The sequence below is a fragment of the Tumebacillus amylolyticus genome (assembly GCF_016722965.1).
In the GTDB taxonomy this organism is placed as follows: domain Bacteria; phylum Bacillota; class Bacilli; order Tumebacillales; family Tumebacillaceae; genus Tumebacillus; species Tumebacillus amylolyticus.
This window is the reverse complement of sequence record NZ_JAEQNB010000011.1, coordinates 36,022-53,040: the sequence shown is the minus strand read 5'-3', so window position 1 is coordinate 53,040 and position 17,019 is coordinate 36,022. Positions and strand designations below refer to the sequence as shown.

The window sequence follows — 17,019 nt, the reverse complement described above, 5'->3', positions numbered from 1 at the left end:
CTCGTGATTGATCATGCGAGAAGTCCTCATCGTTGACGGGTACAACATCATCGGGGACTGGCCGGTTCTGCGGGGGCTGAAAGCGCAGAGTCTGGAAGCCGCGCGGGATCTGCTCTTAGACGATCTCAAGGAATACAAAGCGATCACCGGGCGCGAGGTGATCGTTGTCTTCGATGCTCATCTGGCGCGCGGCGGGCAGACGGAGGAGACCGTCGGCGGCGTCCGGTTGTTGTACACCAAAGAGCTCGAAACGGCCGATGAGCTGATCGAGCGGCTGGTGTATGAATATGAACGGCAGAAGGTCCGCCGCCACGTCTATGTGGCGACGAGCGATTACGTCGAGCAACAAGTGACGTTTGGCGGCGGGGCCCTCCGCATCTCGGCACGAGAGTTGCGCATCTACATGCGAGACGCCAAAAAGGAAATCGAAGAGCGGATGAAGGGTTTGACTCCCGGGTCGAACCGACTTGGAAACCATCTTTCGCCCGAAGTTCGAGAAATGTTCGAAAAGTGGAGAAGGAAATGACGGAAGTTAGCAATTGACCCTACTAGATTACATAAAGTATAATAATCTCATTCTCGGCGTCACGCCTAGGTCGGAGGGATGAGAGTTGGCTACCGATGTAACGACAGGTCAATCGCTAGACCTCGAGGTCATGTCCGACGAGGACTTAGTCGAACTCGTCCGACAGGGCGACGACGAAGCGCTTGAGCATCTGATTAACAAATACAAGAACTTCGTGCGCGCGAAAGCACGTTCCTACTTCCTCATCGGAGCGGATCGCGAGGACATCGTCCAAGAGGGTATGATCGGCTTGTACAAGTCGATCCGCGACTTCCGCGATGACAAATTGGCCTCGTTTAAGGCATTCGCCGAACTGTGCATCACTCGGCAGATCATCACCGCAATCAAGACCGCTACCAGACAGAAGCATATCCCCTTGAACTCCTACGTTTCCCTGGACAAGCCGATCTACGACGAAGACTCTGACCGCACTCTCCTCGACGTGATCTGCGGCTCCCGTGTCACCGACCCGGAAGAGCTGATCATCAACCAAGAAGAGTTCGATGACATCGAAGTCCGCATGGGCGAGATTCTGAGCGACTTGGAGCGCAAAGTTCTCATGCTCTATCTCGACGGCCGTTCGTACCAAGAGATTGCCGTTGATTTGAAGCGCCATGTCAAGTCGATTGACAACGCCTTGCAGCGCGTCAAGCGCAAGCTGGAGCGATATCTGGAAGTGCGAAACGTCAATTGAATGAACCACTTGCGTTATGTGAACGGATGCTGTATACTAAGTCTTGTCGGCTGAGGGATGCGGTGCAACTCAGACCCAGCCGATCCTATCGCGGGGTGGAGCAGTTGGCAGCTCGTCGGGCTCATAACCCGAAGGTCGCAGGTTCAAGTCCTGTCCCCGCAACCAACCGTTTTTAGAAGAGGAGAGACGCACGCGTGAGCGTGTGGCTCTCTTTTTTTAAATGTATAGGCTGGCAGATTTGTGGATATCATGCATAAGGTGACAGGTTGACACGGCCTTGTTGATATGCTAATTTAGATAGGTATCCATGTCTTAATGGAATAGTATGTGATAAAGAGCATCCAATAGTAGGAGGTGTCCATAGATGCGCGTGAACGTTACTCTTGCTTGCACCGATTGCAAGCAACGCAACTACATCACCAAGAAAAACAAGAAAAACAATCCGGACCGCATCGAGTTGAAGAAGTTTTGCAAGTTCTGCAACTCTCACACTGCGCACCGCGAAACCCGCTAATGGTGTCGCACTCGGACAAGGGGTGAACACGAATGGCAGGATCTTCTACGGTCGCAACTGAAACCAACGAACGCCGCCCAAACATCTTCAAGCGTACCGGTATGTACTTCAAGGACGCTTGGGGCGAGTTGAAGCGTGTTCGCTGGCCGAATCGCAAAGAGCTGTTGAGTTATACGATGGTCGTACTGGGTACGTGCCTGTTTATGATTCTGCTGATCTTCGCATTTGACCTTGGTGTCAGTTATCTGTTGCGCCTCATCGGTCTGGACAAGTAGTCCCCAGACCGCACACTCACCACACTTAGGGGGGAAGGGCATCCTCGCCCTCGCGTACATGGAACAGTTGGAGAAACGCTGGTATGTCGTCCATACCTATTCTGGTTATGAAAACAAGGTGAAAACGAACCTGGAGAAACGTGTCATCTCCATGGAGATGGAAGACAAGATCTTCCGCGTACTCGTCCCGGTGGAAGAGGAAACGGAAGTCAAGAACGGCAAGCAGAAATCCGTCATGCGGAAGGTCTTCCCGGGCTATGTCCTCGTCGAAATGATTATGACCGATGACTCTTGGTACGTTGTGCGTAATACGCCGGGTGTCACAGGCTTTGTGGGTTCTACGGGCGCCGGTTCCAAGCCGACCCCGCTCATGCCGTCTGAAGTCCGCACCATTCTTAAACAGATGGGCGTGGATGCTGCGGCGCGTAAACCTGTAGACTATACGTTGAAGGAAGCGGTGCGCGTCACAGACGGCCCGTTCGCCAACATCGTAGGTTCTATCGAAGAGATCGACGCCGATCGGGCGAAGCTCAAGGTACTGGTCTCGATGTTCGGACGCGAAACCCCGCTCGAACTTGACTTTGATCAGGTTGAGAAGCTATAATCTACTTCGGTTAAAGTTTGGTCTATCGTGGTCCTGCCATCGTAGACCTGTTTTTAATGAGTGGGAGGGGCAGTTCGTCCCGTTATACCACATCTTTCTAGAAGGAGGTGTCTGTTGTGGCTAAAAAGGTTATGAAACTCGTGAAGCTGCAAATTCCGGCAGCGAAGGCCACCCCTGCACCGCCGGTTGGTCCGGCTCTCGGTCAGGCTGGGGTAAACATCATGGGGTTCTGCAAGGAGTTTAACGCTCGTACCGCAGAACAAGCTGGTCTCATCATCCCGGTAGTTATCACCGTTTATGAAGACCGCTCTTTCACTTTCGAAACCAAAACCCCGCCGGCTGCAGTCCTGCTCAAAAAAGCAGCAGGAATCGAGTCGGGTTCCGGTGAACCGAACAAGAAGAAAGTTGCAACCGTTAAGCGTGACAAGGTCCGTGAAATCGCGGAAACCAAAATGCCTGACCTCAACGCAGCGAATGTTGAATCCGCTATGCGTATGGTCGAAGGTACTGCACGCTCCATGGGCATCATCATCGAAGACTAATCCTCTTCGATGTTCTTCGCGGGTTGGCGGGGTCGTGACTCTGCCAACCCTTATTCGTGGGAGGTTTTTTCTACCGCTATAACCACATGAGGGAGGTAACTTTCAATGCCGAAACAAGGTAAGAAATACGCAGAAGCTGCGAAACTCGTGGACAACGCTGTCCAATACGAAGCAGCAGAAGCAATCGAGCTGGTTAAGAAGACCGCTCGTGCTAAGTTTGACGAAACCGTCGAAGTCGCTTTCCGTCTGGGCGTAGACCCGAAGAAAGCTGACCAACAAATCCGTGGTGCAGTTGTGCTGCCGCACGGCACCGGTAAAACCCAACGCGTCCTCGTCTTTGCAAAAGGCGAGAAAGCGAAGGAAGCGGAAGCAGCAGGCGCTGACTACGTGGGCGAAGAAGACATGATCAACAAAATCAACCAAGGTTGGTTCGATTTTGATGCTGTCGTCGCAACCCCGGACATGATGGCATCTGTTGGTAAGCTCGGTCGTGTACTCGGTCCGAAAGGCCTGATGCCGAACCCGAAAACCGGTACCGTTACCTTCGACGTTACCAAAGCTGTTAACGAGATCAAAGCGGGTAAGATCGAATACCGCGTTGACAAGCAAGGCAACATCCACGCTCCGCTTGGCAAGATCTCTTTTGACAACGATAAACTGCTGGAAAACTACACCACCCTCCTCGATACCCTTGTGAAGGCGAAACCGGCTGCTGCAAAAGGTACCTACCTGCGCAACATCACCGTTTCCTCCACCATGGGCCCGGGCGTGAAAGTAAACCCGCAGAAGTAAGGTTCTTACGAACCAGCAATTTCCGTTTTGACTTTCAAAACCAAGCATGATAAGATATGTCCTGTTGCAACTGAATATGCTGCGACCGTAGACAGCGGGTGCTGAAGCTGAATGGCTTCGCTTAATACCCCGCCGAGGACGAACATTCGATTCACCTTGGTTGTGAAACGTATGCCCTCGTAGTCTCGCTACGAGGGCTTTTGTCTGCGATGACAAGATAACAGGAGGTGTAACGATGAGCATCCGTGAAGAAAAAGTAGCGATCGTATCTGAGATTGCAGAAAAACTGCAAAACTCCGCATCCACGATCATTGCTGACTACCGTGGTCTGACCGTGGCAGAAGTCACCGAACTCCGCAAGACTCTCCGTGAGGCTGGCATCGAGTTCAAGGTTCTCAAGAACACCATGACCCGCCGCGCGGCTGACCAAGTCAACCTGAGCGAGATCAACGAATTCCTCGTAGGCCCGAACGCAATCGCGTTCTCCAACGACGACGTTGTCGCTCCGGCGCGTATCCTCAACGACTTTGCGAAAACGCACAAAGCTCTCGAGCTGAAAGCGGGCATCGTTGAAGGTAAGGTTATCGGTACTTCTGAAGTTCAAGCTCTGGCTGAACTCCCGAACAAAGAGGGTCTCCTCTCCATGCTTCTCTCCGTGCTGCAAGCTCCGATGCGCAACTTCGCATACGCAGTTTCGCAAGTGGCAGAAAAGCAAGAAGCTTAATTCTAAGCTTCGAACCGCGTAACAACAACTACTACAACCTATTAGGAGGTTTTTCTCAATGTCCCACACCGCTGATATCCTTGAAAAGATCAAAGGTATGTCCGTTCTCGAACTGAACGAACTCGTTAAAGCAATCGAAGAAGAATTCGGCGTTTCCGCTGCAGCTCCGGTTGCAGTTGCTGGCGGCGCTGCAGTTGCAGCTGTCGAAGAGCAATCCGAATTCGACGTTATCCTCAACTCCGCTGGTGCTTCCAAAATCAACGTTATCAAAGTCGTTCGCGAACTGACCGGCCTGGGCCTCAAAGAAGCGAAAGAAATCGTTGACAACGCTCCGAAAGCACTGAAAGAAAAGATCTCCAAAGAAGATGCAGAAGCTATGAAAGCTAAGCTTGAAGAAGCAGGCGCATCCGTAGAAGTGAAGTAATTTCGCTTCAGCTTTTGAAAAGAGCACCTGGCCGCTTGCGGTCGGGTGCTTTTTTTTACATACGTGGTACCTACTAGAATAACTGGAAAATGGGTAACCTGAATAAGGTGAGGGAGGGTATGCGCCCGTGAGTGATCACTATTATTCGAACAAACCGACGGTGGAGCATGACCTGCGCACAGTCCGCGTGACGTTGCGCGGTGTGGAGTTGGTGTTCTGGACAGACGCCGGGGTGTTCTCGAAGTCGGGTGTTGATTTTGGCAGTGACTTGTTGATCGAGTCGATGGAGATCCCCGAAGATGCCAGCGTGCTGGATGTCGGGTGTGGATACGGACCGATCGGGTTGTCGGCCGCGAAGTTGGCTGTGCAGGGCCGAGTCACGATGGTTGACATCAACGAACGCGCGGTGGAGTTGGCGCGTCGAAATGCAGAGACCAACGGCATCGCCAACGTGGAAGTACTGGTGAGTGACCGGTATGCGGGCGTGCAAGGACGGCGCTTCGATGTGATCTTGACCAACCCGCCGATTCGGGCCGGAAAGCAAGTGGTGCATTCGATCTTCGAGGGTGCCGTGGAACATCTGACCGAGCGCGGTGAGCTGTGGGTGGTGATTCAAAAGAAGCAAGGCGCGCCGTCAGCGAAGAAACGTCTGGAAGAGCTGTTCGAGAGTGTGGAGGATGTGGCGCGGGATGCCGGGTTCCGGATTTTCCGTTGCAGTGGGCCGCAAACCAACCTTTAGAATCTGTGGCAAGAATTTGTTGACACGCCACATCGGCTGTTGTATAGTTATTTAATGCGTAATCCTATACTGCATTCTCTGTCTTTCCATACAGGTATGGTTTGCAGGAAATCTGGTTACGAATGAATATTACGTGGTTTACCAAGAAATGTGTTTACATAGCGTACTCGCATTTTATTTTTTTGGTATCAAATGTCGACCAAAGGTATGAGGGGTGACAGATTTGAAGGGACAACTAGTGCAATACGGCAAACGGCAACGCAGAACCTATGCGCGCCTCGAAGAAGTATTGGAACTGCCGAACCTGATCGAGATCCAGCAAAAGTCCTATCAATGGTTTCTTGACGAAGGTTTGAAGGAGATGTTCCAAGACATCTCACCGATTCAAGACTTTACGGGGAACCTGGTCCTGGAATTCGTGGATTACAGCCTGGGCGATCCGAAATACTCGGTCGATGAGTCGAAGGAGCGCGACGTAACGTACGCTGCGCCTTTGCGTGTGAAGGTCCGCTTGATCAACCGCGAGACCGGTGAAGTGAAAGAGCAGGAAGTCTTCATGGGTGATTTCCCGCTGATGACAGATACCGGTACATTTATTATCAACGGTGCCGAGCGTGTCATCGTTTCCCAGCTGGTTCGTTCCCCAAGCGTCTACTTCAATACCAAGATCGACAAAAACGGGAAGAAGGCGTACACTGCGACCGTCATCCCGAACCGTGGTGCTTGGTTGGAGTTGGAGACCGACGCGAAGGACATTATCTATGTCCGCATCGACCGTACGCGGAAGATCCCCGTGACGGTGCTTTTGCGCGCATTGGGCTTCTCCACTGACGCTGAGATCCTGAACCTGCTTGGTGAAGACGAGTACCTGCGCAACTCGCTGGACAAAGACAACACCGAGACCACCGAGAAAGCGTTGCTCGAAATCTACGAGCGTCTGCGTCCGGGCGAACCGCCGACGCTGGAGAATGCTCGTAACCTGCTGATTTCCCGCTTCTTCGATCCGAAGCGTTACGACCTCGCAAACGTCGGCCGCTACAAGATCAACAAGAAGTTACATATCAAGAACCGTCTGCTCGGCCAACGCCTGGCTGAGACGCTGATCGATCCGTCGACCGGAGAGATCATCGCAGAGGCGGGGGCTGTCCTCGACCGTCGCTTGCTCGACAAGATCTTGCCGGCGCTTGAGAACAACGCTGTGAACTACGTGGATTACAAGTCCACTTCCGGCGTCGTTGAGGAAGAGAACATCCGTTTGCAGGAGATCAAGATCTTCTCGCCGCGTGAAGACGGCAAAGTGATCAAGGTCACCGGCAATGCCAACGTTGACAAAAACGTGAAGCACATCACGCCGTCCGACATCTTGGCGTCGATCTCGTACTTCATGAACTTGTTGCATGGCGTCGGCAACACCGACGACATCGACCATCTCGGGAACCGTCGTCTGCGCTCGGTCGGTGAATTGCTCACCAACCAGTTCCGCATCGGTCTCTCCCGTATGGAGCGTGTTGTTCGTGAGCGTATGTCCATCCAAGACGCGAACGCGATCACGCCGCAAGCGCTGATCAACATCCGTCCGGTCATCGCTGCGATCAAGGAATTCTTCGGTTCCTCGCAGCTCTCGCAGTTCATGGACCAAACCAACCCGCTGGCGGAACTGACGCACAAACGTCGTCTCTCCGCACTCGGCCCGGGCGGTCTGACCCGTGAGCGCGCAGGCTTTGAAGTTCGTGACGTCCACCACTCTCACTACGGCCGTATGTGCCCGATCGAGACCCCGGAGGGCCCGAACATCGGTCTGATCAACTACCTTTCCACCTATGCGCGGATCAACGAGTACGGCTTCATCGAAACTCCGTACCGCAAAGTAGACCCGGAGAACCAACGCCTCACTGAAGTCGTCCACTACATGACGGCTGACGAAGAGGACAACTACGTAATCGCACAGGCGAATGCAACGACCGATGAACTCCTCACCTTGATCGACCCGCAAGTTGTCGTTCGCTACAAGGAAGAGACCCTGCTGCTCGCGCCGGAGCGCGTCGACTACATCGACGTCTCGCCGCGTCAGGTCGTCTCCGTTGCAACGGCTTGCATCCCGTTCCTTGAGAATGACGATGCCAACCGTGCGCTGATGGGTTCCAACATGCAACGCCAAGCCGTTCCGCTCCTGAAGCCGGCCGCTCCGTTTGTCGGCACCGGGATGGAACACAAAGCAGCCAAGGACTCCGGTTCCACCGTGGTCTCGCGTCACAACGGTCTCGTTGAGCGCGTGGGTGCAAACGAAGTTTGGGTGCGTGAACAGAAAGTGGTCGATGGCCGCCTGATCAACGGCGACCTGCACAAATACAAGCTCCTCAAGTTCACCCGTTCCAACCAAGGGACCTGTATCAACCAGCGTCCGATCGTTCAACAAGGTGAAACCATCACCAAGGGCACGATCATCGCGGACGGTCCGGCGACCGACAACGGGGAACTCGCACTGGGCAAGAACGTCATCGTTGCGTTCATGACCTGGGAAGGTTACAACTACGAGGATGCGATCTTGCTCTCCGAAAAACTGGTGAAGGAAGACGTGTACACGTCCCTCCACATTGAGGAATACGAAGCAGAAGCTCGCGACACCAAGCTCGGACCGGAAGAAATCACCCGCGACATCCCGAACGTTGGCGACGATGCGCTGAAGAACCTCGACGAGCGCGGTATCATCCGCGTGGGTGCCGAGATCGACGCTGGCGACATCCTCGTCGGGAAAGTAACGCCGAAGGGTGTTACCGAACTGACGGCGGAGGAACGCCTCCTGCACGCGATCTTCGGCGAGAAAGCTCGCGAAGTCCGCGACACCTCGTTGCGCGTCCCGCACGGTGGCGCCGGCATCATCGTCGACGTCAAAGTGTTTACCCGCGACAACGGCGACGAATTGCCGCCGGGCGTCAACCAACTTGTGCGCGTCTACATCGCGCAGAAGCGCAAAATCTCCGAAGGTGACAAGATGGCAGGTCGCCATGGTAACAAGGGTGTCGTTGCCCGCATCATGGCTGAAGAAGACATGCCGTTCCTCTCCGACGGCACCCCGGTACAGGTCGTACTGAACCCGCTGGGCGTTCCGTCGCGGATGAACATCGGTCAGGTACTTGAAACCCACTTGGGGATGGCTGCTCGATTCCTCGGCATCCACGTGGCGACGCCGGTCTTCGACGGCGCGCGTGAGTCCGATGTGTTCGACACCTTGGAAGAAGCCGGCCTGCCGCGTGACGGCAAGCAAGTCCTGTACGACGGGCGCACCGGCGATCCGTTTGAAAACCGCGTCACCGTTGGTTGCGTGTACATGTTGAAACTGCACCATCTGGTCGACGATAAAATCCACGCACGCTCCACTGGTCCGTACTCCCTCGTCACCCAGCAGCCGCTCGGTGGTAAGGCACAGTTCGGTGGTCAGCGCTTCGGGGAGATGGAGGTCTGGGCGCTTGAGGCATACGGTGCCGCGTACACCCTCCAAGAGATCCTCACTGTCAAGTCGGACGACGTGGTCGGCCGCGTGAAGACCTACGAAGCGATCGTAAAGGGCGAGAATGTCCCGGAACCTGGTGTTCCGGAATCGTTCAAAGTCTTGATCAAAGAACTGCAATCGCTTGGCATGGACGTCAAGATCCTCTCCGAAGACGAGCAAGAAATCGTCATGCGTGAGAGCGACGAAGAAGACGATTCGGGTGAGAAGCTCAACCTGAATCTGAGCGCGCGTGAAGTCGGCGAAGAGTAAGTACGAAAAGGGAGGTAGGCCCCTTGTTGGACGTCAACAACTTTGAGTACATGAAGATCGGTCTGGCATCCCCGGAGAAGATCCGTTCGTGGTCTCACGGGGAAGTCAAGAAGCCGGAGACGATCAACTACCGGACCCTGAAACCGGAAAAAGAAGGTCTGTTCTGCGAAAAAATCTTCGGACCGACCCGCGACTGGGAATGCCATTGCGGCAAATACAAGCGCGTACGTTACAAGGGTGTAGTTTGCGATCGCTGCGGCGTCGAAGTCACCCGTGCAAAAGTCCGTCGGGAACGGATGGGCCACATTGAACTGGCGGCCCCCGTCTCTCACATCTGGTACTTCAAGGGCATTCCGAGCCGTATGGGCCTCGTGCTCGACATGAGCCCGCGCTCGCTCGAAGAAGTCATCTACTTTGCTTCCTACGTGGTCACCTCTCCGGGTGAAACCCCGCTGGAATACAAGCAACTTCTCTCCGAGAAGGAGTTCCGCTCCTACCGTGAGAAGTACGGCTATGCATTCGAAGCCGGCATGGGTGCAGAAGCGATCAAAAAGCTTCTGCTCCAAGTCGAAGTCGAGAAAGAAGTTGTGCAACTGAAAGAAGAGCTCAAGACCGCACAAGGCCAACGCCGCAACCGTGCGATCAAGCGTCTGGAAGTTATGGAAGCGTTCCGCGCTTCTTCCAACGATCCGTCTTGGATGATCCTCGACGTGCTCCCGGTCATTCCGCCGGAACTGCGTCCGATGGTTCAACTGGACGGGGGTCGTTTCGCAACCTCCGACTTGAACGACCTGTACCGCCGCGTCATCAACCGGAACAACCGTCTGAAGCGCCTGCTCGACCTGGGCGCTCCGGACATCATCGTGCAAAACGAGAAGCGCATGCTGCAAGAAGCGGTCGATGCGCTGATCGACAACGGTCGTCGCGGTCGTCCGGTCACAGGACCGGGGAACCGTCCGCTCAAATCCCTTTCGCACATGCTCAAGGGTAAGCAAGGCCGTTTCCGTCAGAACTTGCTCGGGAAGCGCGTTGACTATTCCGGTCGTTCCGTTATCGTCGTCGGTCCGCACCTGCGTATGTACCAGTGCGGTCTGCCGAAAGAGATGGCGCTTGAACTGTTCAAACCGTTCGTCATGAAGGAGCTCGTCGCCAAAGGTCTCGCACACAACATCAAGTCTGCGAAACGCAAAGTAGAGCGCGTCTCTGCTGAAGTTTGGGACGTTCTCGAAGACGTTATCAAGGAACACCCGGTTCTCTTGAACCGTGCACCAACCCTTCACCGTCTGGGGATTCAAGCGTTCGAGCCGACCCTCGTCGAAGGTCGTGCGATCAAACTGCATCCGCTCGTTTGTACCGCATACAACGCGGACTTTGACGGTGACCAAATGGCCGTCCACGTACCGTTGTCTGCAGAAGCACAAGCGGAAGCACGCCTGCTGATGCTGGCGGCACACAACATCCTCAACCCGAAGGACGGCAAACCGGTCGTTACCCCGACGCAGGACATGGTCCTCGGCTCGTACTACCTGACCATGGACCGTCCGGGTCTCAAGGGCGAAGGTCGCGTCTTCCGTTCCGCGAACGAAGCGATGTTGGCATACGACGAGCGTCAGATTTCTCTGCACACTCGTATCCTCATCCAAGCGAAGGAAGTCAACAAAACGTCCCTCACCGAGAAGCAACAGGGCGCGTACCTGATCACGACCGTTGGTAAGATCGTCTTCAACGAGATCTTCCCGACCGACTTCCCGTTCATCAACCACTCGAAGAACGACAACCTTCTCAAAGGGATGTCCGATGAGTTCTTCGTGTTTGAAAAAGGGCAGGACTTGAAAGCGATCATCGCTGACATCCCGCCGCAAGAAGCGGTCACCAAGAAATTCCTCGGTTCGATCATCGGCGAGTGCTTCCGTATCTACGGCACCACCATGACCTCCGAGATCCTCGACAGAATCAAGCAGCTCGCGTTCAAATACTCGACGCGTGCCGGCATCACGATCTCCGTCGCGGACATCATCGTTCCGGAAGACAAGTACAGAATCCTCGGCGAAGCCGAAGACAAAGTCGAAACCGTTACTCGCCAGTTCCGCCGTGGTCTGATCACCGACGACGAGCGTTACGACCGTGTCATCTCGATCTGGTCGAAAGCCAAGGATGAAATCACCAAAGTGTTGATGGCTTCCTTGGACCGTTACAACCCGATCTACATGATGGCGCACTCCGGGGCGCGCGGTAACGTATCGCAGATCACCCAGCTGGCCGGTATGCGCGGTCTGATGGCGAATCCGTCCGGTCGTATCATCGAGCTCCCGATCAAATCGAACTTCCGCGAAGGCCTCACCGTCCTCGAGTACTTCATCTCGACTCACGGTGCTCGTAAAGGTCTGGCCGATACCGCGCTTCGTACCGCGGACTCCGGTTACTTGACCCGTCGTCTCGTTGACGTTGCGCAAGACGTAATCGTCCGCCAAGACGACTGCGGCACCGACAAAGGTCTGTACGCAGAGGAAATTCGTGACGGCAAGGAAGTTATCGAGGAACTGTTCGACCGCATCGTAGGTCGTGTCGCGTTCCAAAATATCGTCCACCCGCAAACCGGCGAAACGATCGTTCCGCTCAACGAACTGATCGACGAGCAAGCGGGCCGTGACATCATCGAAGCAGGCATCGAGCGCGTTCACATCCGCTCCGTCACGACCTGCCGTACCCAGCACGGCGTTTGCATCAAGTGCTACGGCCGCAACCTGGCAACCGGCAACATGGTCGAGATCGGCGAAGCGGTCGGGATCATCGCGGCACAGTCCATCGGGGAACCGGGAACTCAGCTCACCATGCGTACCTTCCATACCGGGGGCGTTGCCGGCGACGACATCACCCAAGGTTTGCCGCGTATCCAAGAGTTGTTCGAGGCGCGCAACCCGAAAGGCCAAGCGATCATCACCGAAATCGACGGTCGTGTTTCCGAAATCCGCGAAGTCAAAGACAAGCGCGAAATCGAAGTCAGCGGCGAAGCGGAAGTTAAAGTCTATCCGGTACCGTATGGCTCTCGTATCCGCGTTCAAGTCGGCAAAGTGGTCGAAGCGGGCGACGAGTTGACCGAGGGTTCCATCGACCCGAAAGACATGCTGAAAGTCAAAGGCATCCACGGCGTGCAGATGTACCTGCTGCGTGAAGTACAGCGCGTATACCGTCTGCAAGGCGTTGAGATCAATGACAAGCACGTTGAGGTTATGGTTCGTCAGATGCTTCGCAAAGTCCGTATTGCAGACGCAGGGGACACCACGCTTCTGCCGGGCACCTATGTCGATACCTTTGAATTCGAAACGGCGAACCTGCCTGTTCTGTTGAACGGCGGCGAACCGGCTGTTGCCCGTCCGGCACTGCTCGGGATCACCAAGGCGTCCCTGGAGACCGATTCCTTCCTGTCTGCTGCATCCTTCCAAGAGACCACCCGTGTCCTCACCGAAGCTGCAATCAAAGGCAAGGTCGACCGTCTCCTCGGCCTCAAAGAGAACGTCATCATCGGGAAACTGGTACCGGCAGGTACAGGTATGGCCCGTTACCGCAACATCAAGGTCGAAGACGGCACCGAACAGGAGGAGACCGTTGCAGAAGCTGCTTCTGCAGCCGGTTCCTCCGGCGACTTGGATAAAGTCGACCTCGAAACCGTCGAGACGATGGCCGACTAATTCGGTTTTTGTCACAGAATCGTCGTAGTTTGTGGCGCTCTGCACGTGCAGAGCGCCTCTTCTACGGTTACAATTCTACTGAGTGCACGAATTTTTTCAGAAGCACCGTCATATAGTGTTGACTTATCCTAGTTGAGGTGCTACAATCTCGTAGTGTGCCTAACAGTAACAGAAGGTGTTCAAATTAGGGAGGATGGTACCGGAGTGCTAACCCGCATCCGAGAGGCCAACCACGTTGCAGTGGGTCTCAACCAAACAACCAAAGCTATCGAGCAATCGACTGCGGTCGAACTGTTCGTTGCCCATGACGCCGACACGCGAATGACTTCGCGCATCGCCCTGCTTGCTGAAAAGCATCACGTTCCCATCACATGGGTTGAGACGATGAGAGAGCTGGGGATTGCATGCGGTATAGAAGTTGGCGCCGCCACCGCAGCCATCGTCGTACGATAGGTACTGAGAGCTGGGAACCATCTCAGTCGCTCATTTACCTTTTTCATTTGCCGTCTAATGAGCCGCCGGGCTCTGTGGACTTGAAACTTTGAGAAGGAGGTGCAGTTTCATGCCGACAATTAACCAGTTGGTTCGCAAAGGCCGTAAGAGCATCGAAAAGAAATCGACCGCTCCGGCTCTGCAAAAAGGTTACAACAGCTTCGTGAAGGAGCAAACCGATCTGCCGTCCCCGCAAAAACGTGGGGTCTGCACCCGTGTAGGTACCATGACGCCGAAGAAGCCGAACTCCGCGCTGCGTAAGTATGCACGTGTTCGTCTGACCAACGGCATCGAGGTTACCGCGTACATCCCGGGTATCGGGCACAACCTGCAAGAGCACAGCGTCGTTCTCGTTCGCGGCGGTCGTGTAAAAGACCTTCCGGGGGTGCGCTACCACATCGTTCGTGGCGCCCTCGACACCGCAGGCGTTAAAGACCGTAAGCAAGCTCGTTCCAAGTACGGCGCTAAGCGCCCGAAAGTGAAGAAGTAATTCTCTCGGCCTGGCCGAAACAACTTATAGCACTCTTGAAAGGAGGCGAATTGCATGTCGCGTAAAGGTCCTGCTCCGCGCCGTGACGTTCTGCCGGATCCGATTTACGGATCCAAGCTTGTCACCCGCCTGACCAATAAGCTCATGTACGATGGTAAGAAAGGCACCGCTCAAAACGCAGTTTATGGTGCATTTGATCGCATCCGTGAAAAAACCGGTAACGATCCGCTCGAAGTCTTCGAAACCGCTATGAAAAACATCATGCCGGTCCTCGAAGTTAAAGCTCGCCGCGTAGGGGGCGCGAACTACCAAGTTCCGATCGAAGTTCGTCCGGAACGCCGCACCACCCTCGGCATTCGCTGGCTCGTTGACTACTCCCGTAAGCGCAACGAGAAAACCATCGAAGAAAAGCTCGCGAACGAAATCATGGACGCAGCGAACTCCACTGGCGGTTCCGTGAAACGTCGTGAAGATATGCACAAAATGGCGGAAGCGAACAAAGCGTTTGCTCACTACCGCTGGTAGGTTTGGTACGTTGAAGCGCGTTCTCGGATGGATCGTTTCGGTCTGTCCGAACGCCTTTCCTATACCTAATCATTCATCGTAAGAGAGGAGGATGTTATCATGGCACGTCAGTTTCCGTTAGATAAAACGAGAAACATTGGGATCATGGCGCACATCGACGCGGGTAAAACCACGACGACCGAGCGCGTTCTGTTCTACACCGGCCGCGTTCACAAGATCGGTGAAGTTCATGAAGGTGCAGCGACCATGGACTGGATGGTTCAGGAGCAAGAGCGTGGTATCACCATCACCTCTGCTGCTACCACCGCTGAGTGGAAAGGTCATCGAATCAACATCATCGACACGCCGGGTCACGTGGACTTCACCGTAGAGGTTGAACGTTCCCTGCGCGTCCTTGACGGTTCCGTTGGCGTTTTCTGTGCAAAGGGTGGCGTTGAGCCGCAATCCGAGACCGTATGGCGCCAAGCGGACAAGTACAACGTTCCGCGTATCGCTTACGTCAACAAAATGGACATCATCGGCGCTGACTTCGAGCGTTGCGTATCTATGATGCGTGATCGCCTGAAGGCAAACGCTGTTCCGATCCAACTCCCGATCGGCGCAGAAGATCACTTCCTTGGTATGATCGACTTGGTCACCATGGAAGCAATCATCTACACCGACGACCTCGGCAAAACCTCGGAAAAGTCGGAAATTCCGGCTGAATACAAGGAAAAAGCTGACCAATGGCGTACTACGCTCGTTGAGGCTGTTGCAGAACTCGACGAAGAGCTGATGATGAAATACCTCGAAGGTGAAGAATTCACCACCGAGGAAATCAAAAACGCTCTGCGCAAAGGCGTTGTAAACGTACAGATCATCCCGGTTCTTTGCGGTTCTTCCTACAAGAACAAAGGCGTGCAGCCGATGTTGGATGCTGTCGTTGACTATATGCCTGCACCGATCGACGTCCCGGCAATCAAGGGCGTTACCGATGAAGGCCAAGAAACTGAACGTCCGTCTTCTGACTCGGAGCCGTTCGCAGCTCTGGCGTTCAAGATCATGACCGACCCGTACGTCGGCAAACTGTCCTTCTTCCGCGTATACTCCGGCACCATCAACGCAGGTTCTTACGTCCTCAACTCGACCAAGAACAAGCGTGAGCGTATCGGCCGTATCGTTCAGATGCACGCAAACCACCGCGAAGAGATCCAAACCGTCTACTCCGGTGACATTGCAGCAGCTGTAGGTCTGAAGGACACCACCACCGGCGACACTCTGTGCGACGAGAAGAACGTTGTTATCCTCGAGTCCATGGAATTCCCGGAACCGGTTATCTCCCTCTCCCTCGAGCCGAAGACCAAAGCGGACCAGGACAAGCTGGGTATCGCACTGTCCAAGCTCGCAGAGGAAGACCCGACCTTCCGCACCTTTACCGACCAAGAGACTGGCCAAACCATCATCTCCGGTATGGGTGAGCTTCACCTCGAAATCATCGTTGACCGTCTCCAACGCGAGTTCAAAGTTGAAACCAACGTTGGTAAGCCGCAAGTTGCTTACAAAGAGACGATCAAAAAGCACACCAAAATCGAAGGTAAATTCGTACGTCAGTCCGGTGGTAAAGGTCAGTTCGGTCACGTTTGGCTCGAACTCACTCCGCTTGAGCGTGGCGCGGGTTACGTCTTCGAGAACAAGGTTGTTGGTGGTGTAGTTCCGCGCGAATACATCCCGGCAGTCGACAATGGTGTTCAAGAAGCGATGCAAAACGGTATCCTCGCAGGCTTCCCGTTGATCGACATGAAAGTTACCATCATCGATGGTTCCTACCATGACGTCGACTCCTCCGAGATGGCGTTTAAAATCGCTGGTTCCATGGCCCTCAAAGCTGGTGCTCAAAAGGCTGACCCGGTCATCCTTGAGCCGATCATGAAGGTCGAAGTTACCGTTCCGGAAGAGTACATGGGCGACATCATGGGTGACATTAACTCCCGTCGTGGTCGCATCGAAGGTATGGAAGCACGCTCTGGCGCTCAAGTCGTTCGTGGTTTCGTAGCTCTTTCCGAAATGTTCGGTTACGCAACTTCCCTGCGTTCCCGTACCCAAGGCCGCGGCGTTTACTCGATGGAGTTCCATGCATTCGAAGAAGCACCGAAGTCTATTTCGCAAGAAATTATCGCCAAATCCAAAGGCGAATAATTTATAACCTATCTG

The 17,019-nt window shown here is 54.4% G+C and carries 16 protein-coding genes, 1 tRNA gene and 1 other annotated feature; all 17 genes read left to right on the top strand.

The genetic code is table 11. The features are described from left to right. The first annotated feature begins 13 nt into the window (after positions 1–13). Positions 14–526, top strand: a complete 513-nt coding sequence (locus tag JJB07_RS22810; RefSeq protein ID WP_201638414.1) for an NYN domain-containing protein — start codon at positions 14–16, stop codon at positions 524–526. An 85-nt stretch (positions 527–611) separates the two neighbouring features. Further along, positions 612–1,259 carry an RNA polymerase sporulation sigma factor SigH gene (sigH, locus tag JJB07_RS22805; protein WP_283809188.1) on the top strand — a complete coding sequence of 216 codons (648 nt, stop codon included), beginning with the start codon at positions 612–614 and terminating at the stop codon, positions 1,257–1,259. A gap of 89 nt (positions 1,260–1,348) precedes the next feature. Beyond that, a tRNA-Met gene (locus tag JJB07_RS22800) sits at positions 1,349–1,424 on the top strand. 199 nt (positions 1,425–1,623) lie between these two features. Beyond that, positions 1,624–1,773, top strand: a complete 150-nt coding sequence (rpmG, locus tag JJB07_RS22795) for a 50S ribosomal protein L33 (protein WP_201638413.1) — start codon at positions 1,624–1,626, stop codon at positions 1,771–1,773. 32 nt (positions 1,774–1,805) lie between these two features. Continuing rightward, positions 1,806–2,048 carry a preprotein translocase subunit SecE gene (secE, locus tag JJB07_RS22790; protein ID WP_430727245.1) on the top strand — a complete coding sequence of 81 codons (243 nt, stop codon included), beginning with the start codon at positions 1,806–1,808 and terminating at the stop codon, positions 2,046–2,048. A 67-nt stretch (positions 2,049–2,115) separates the two neighbouring features. Further along, on the top strand, positions 2,116–2,652 hold the full coding sequence (gene nusG, locus JJB07_RS22785; protein WP_201638412.1) for a transcription termination/antitermination protein NusG: 537 nt from the start codon (positions 2,116–2,118) through the stop codon (positions 2,650–2,652). Between the two features lie 116 nt (positions 2,653–2,768). Beyond that, positions 2,769–3,194 carry a 50S ribosomal protein L11 gene (gene rplK, locus JJB07_RS22780; RefSeq protein ID WP_038092224.1) on the top strand — a complete coding sequence of 142 codons (426 nt, stop codon included), beginning with the start codon at positions 2,769–2,771 and terminating at the stop codon, positions 3,192–3,194. Positions 3,195–3,299: 105 nt separating this feature from the next. Further along, positions 3,300–3,986, top strand: a complete 687-nt coding sequence (gene rplA / locus JJB07_RS22775; RefSeq protein ID WP_201638411.1) for a 50S ribosomal protein L1 — start codon at positions 3,300–3,302, stop codon at positions 3,984–3,986. A gap of 67 nt (positions 3,987–4,053) precedes the next feature. Beyond that, positions 4,054–4,199 (top strand) — a sequence feature (ribosomal protein L10 leader region). A 22-nt stretch (positions 4,200–4,221) separates the two neighbouring features. Next, positions 4,222–4,710 (top strand): 50S ribosomal protein L10, encoded by a 489-nt coding sequence (gene rplJ / locus JJB07_RS22770; protein ID WP_201638410.1) that lies wholly within the window; start codon positions 4,222–4,224, stop codon positions 4,708–4,710. 58 nt (positions 4,711–4,768) lie between these two features. Continuing rightward, the gene (gene rplL / locus JJB07_RS22765; RefSeq protein WP_201638409.1) at positions 4,769–5,134 is read left to right on the top strand and encodes a 50S ribosomal protein L7/L12; all 366 of its coding nucleotides are present in this window, start codon (positions 4,769–4,771) and stop codon (positions 5,132–5,134) included. 127 nt (positions 5,135–5,261) lie between these two features. Beyond that, positions 5,262–5,873 carry a methyltransferase gene (locus JJB07_RS22760; protein WP_201638408.1) on the top strand — a complete coding sequence of 204 codons (612 nt, stop codon included), beginning with the start codon at positions 5,262–5,264 and terminating at the stop codon, positions 5,871–5,873. A gap of 223 nt (positions 5,874–6,096) precedes the next feature. Continuing rightward, positions 6,097–9,633, top strand: coding sequence for a DNA-directed RNA polymerase subunit beta (gene rpoB, locus JJB07_RS22755; protein WP_201638407.1), 3,537 nt, complete (start codon positions 6,097–6,099; stop codon positions 9,631–9,633). Positions 9,634–9,656: 23 nt separating this feature from the next. Next, positions 9,657–13,322, top strand: coding sequence for a DNA-directed RNA polymerase subunit beta' (rpoC, locus tag JJB07_RS22750; protein ID WP_201638406.1), 3,666 nt, complete (start codon positions 9,657–9,659; stop codon positions 13,320–13,322). A 204-nt stretch (positions 13,323–13,526) separates the two neighbouring features. After that, entirely contained in the window at positions 13,527–13,775 is a 249-nt protein-coding gene (locus tag JJB07_RS22745) for a ribosomal L7Ae/L30e/S12e/Gadd45 family protein (RefSeq protein WP_201638405.1), read from the top strand. A 109-nt stretch (positions 13,776–13,884) separates the two neighbouring features. Continuing rightward, the gene (rpsL, locus tag JJB07_RS22740; RefSeq protein ID WP_109691024.1) at positions 13,885–14,304 is read left to right on the top strand and encodes a 30S ribosomal protein S12; all 420 of its coding nucleotides are present in this window, start codon (positions 13,885–13,887) and stop codon (positions 14,302–14,304) included. Between the two features lie 54 nt (positions 14,305–14,358). Continuing rightward, a complete protein-coding gene (rpsG, locus tag JJB07_RS22735) occupies positions 14,359–14,829 on the top strand; it encodes a 30S ribosomal protein S7 (protein ID WP_201638404.1) in 471 nt (156 codons plus the stop codon). Positions 14,830–14,928: 99 nt separating this feature from the next. After that, positions 14,929–17,004: an elongation factor G gene (fusA, locus tag JJB07_RS22730; protein WP_201638403.1), complete on the top strand. Its 2,076-nt coding sequence runs from the start codon at positions 14,929–14,931 to the stop codon at positions 17,002–17,004. The last annotated feature ends 15 nt before the right edge of the window (positions 17,005–17,019 follow it).

Coding starts and splice junctions, on each gene's coding strand:
- JJB07_RS22810 (WP_201638414.1), top strand. CDS start 14: ATGCGAGAAGTCCTCATCGTTGACGGGTACAACATCATCGGGGACTGG.
- rpmG (WP_201638413.1), top strand. CDS start 1,624: ATGCGCGTGAACGTTACTCTTGCTTGCACCGATTGCAAGCAACGCAAC.
- secE (WP_430727245.1), top strand. CDS start 1,806: ATGGCAGGATCTTCTACGGTCGCAACTGAAACCAACGAACGCCGCCCA.
- rplA (WP_201638411.1), top strand. CDS start 3,300: ATGCCGAAACAAGGTAAGAAATACGCAGAAGCTGCGAAACTCGTGGAC.
- rplJ (WP_201638410.1), top strand. CDS start 4,222: ATGAGCATCCGTGAAGAAAAAGTAGCGATCGTATCTGAGATTGCAGAA.
- rplL (WP_201638409.1), top strand. CDS start 4,769: ATGTCCCACACCGCTGATATCCTTGAAAAGATCAAAGGTATGTCCGTT.
- rpsL (WP_109691024.1), top strand. CDS start 13,885: ATGCCGACAATTAACCAGTTGGTTCGCAAAGGCCGTAAGAGCATCGAA.
- rpsG (WP_201638404.1), top strand. CDS start 14,359: ATGTCGCGTAAAGGTCCTGCTCCGCGCCGTGACGTTCTGCCGGATCCG.
- fusA (WP_201638403.1), top strand. CDS start 14,929: ATGGCACGTCAGTTTCCGTTAGATAAAACGAGAAACATTGGGATCATG.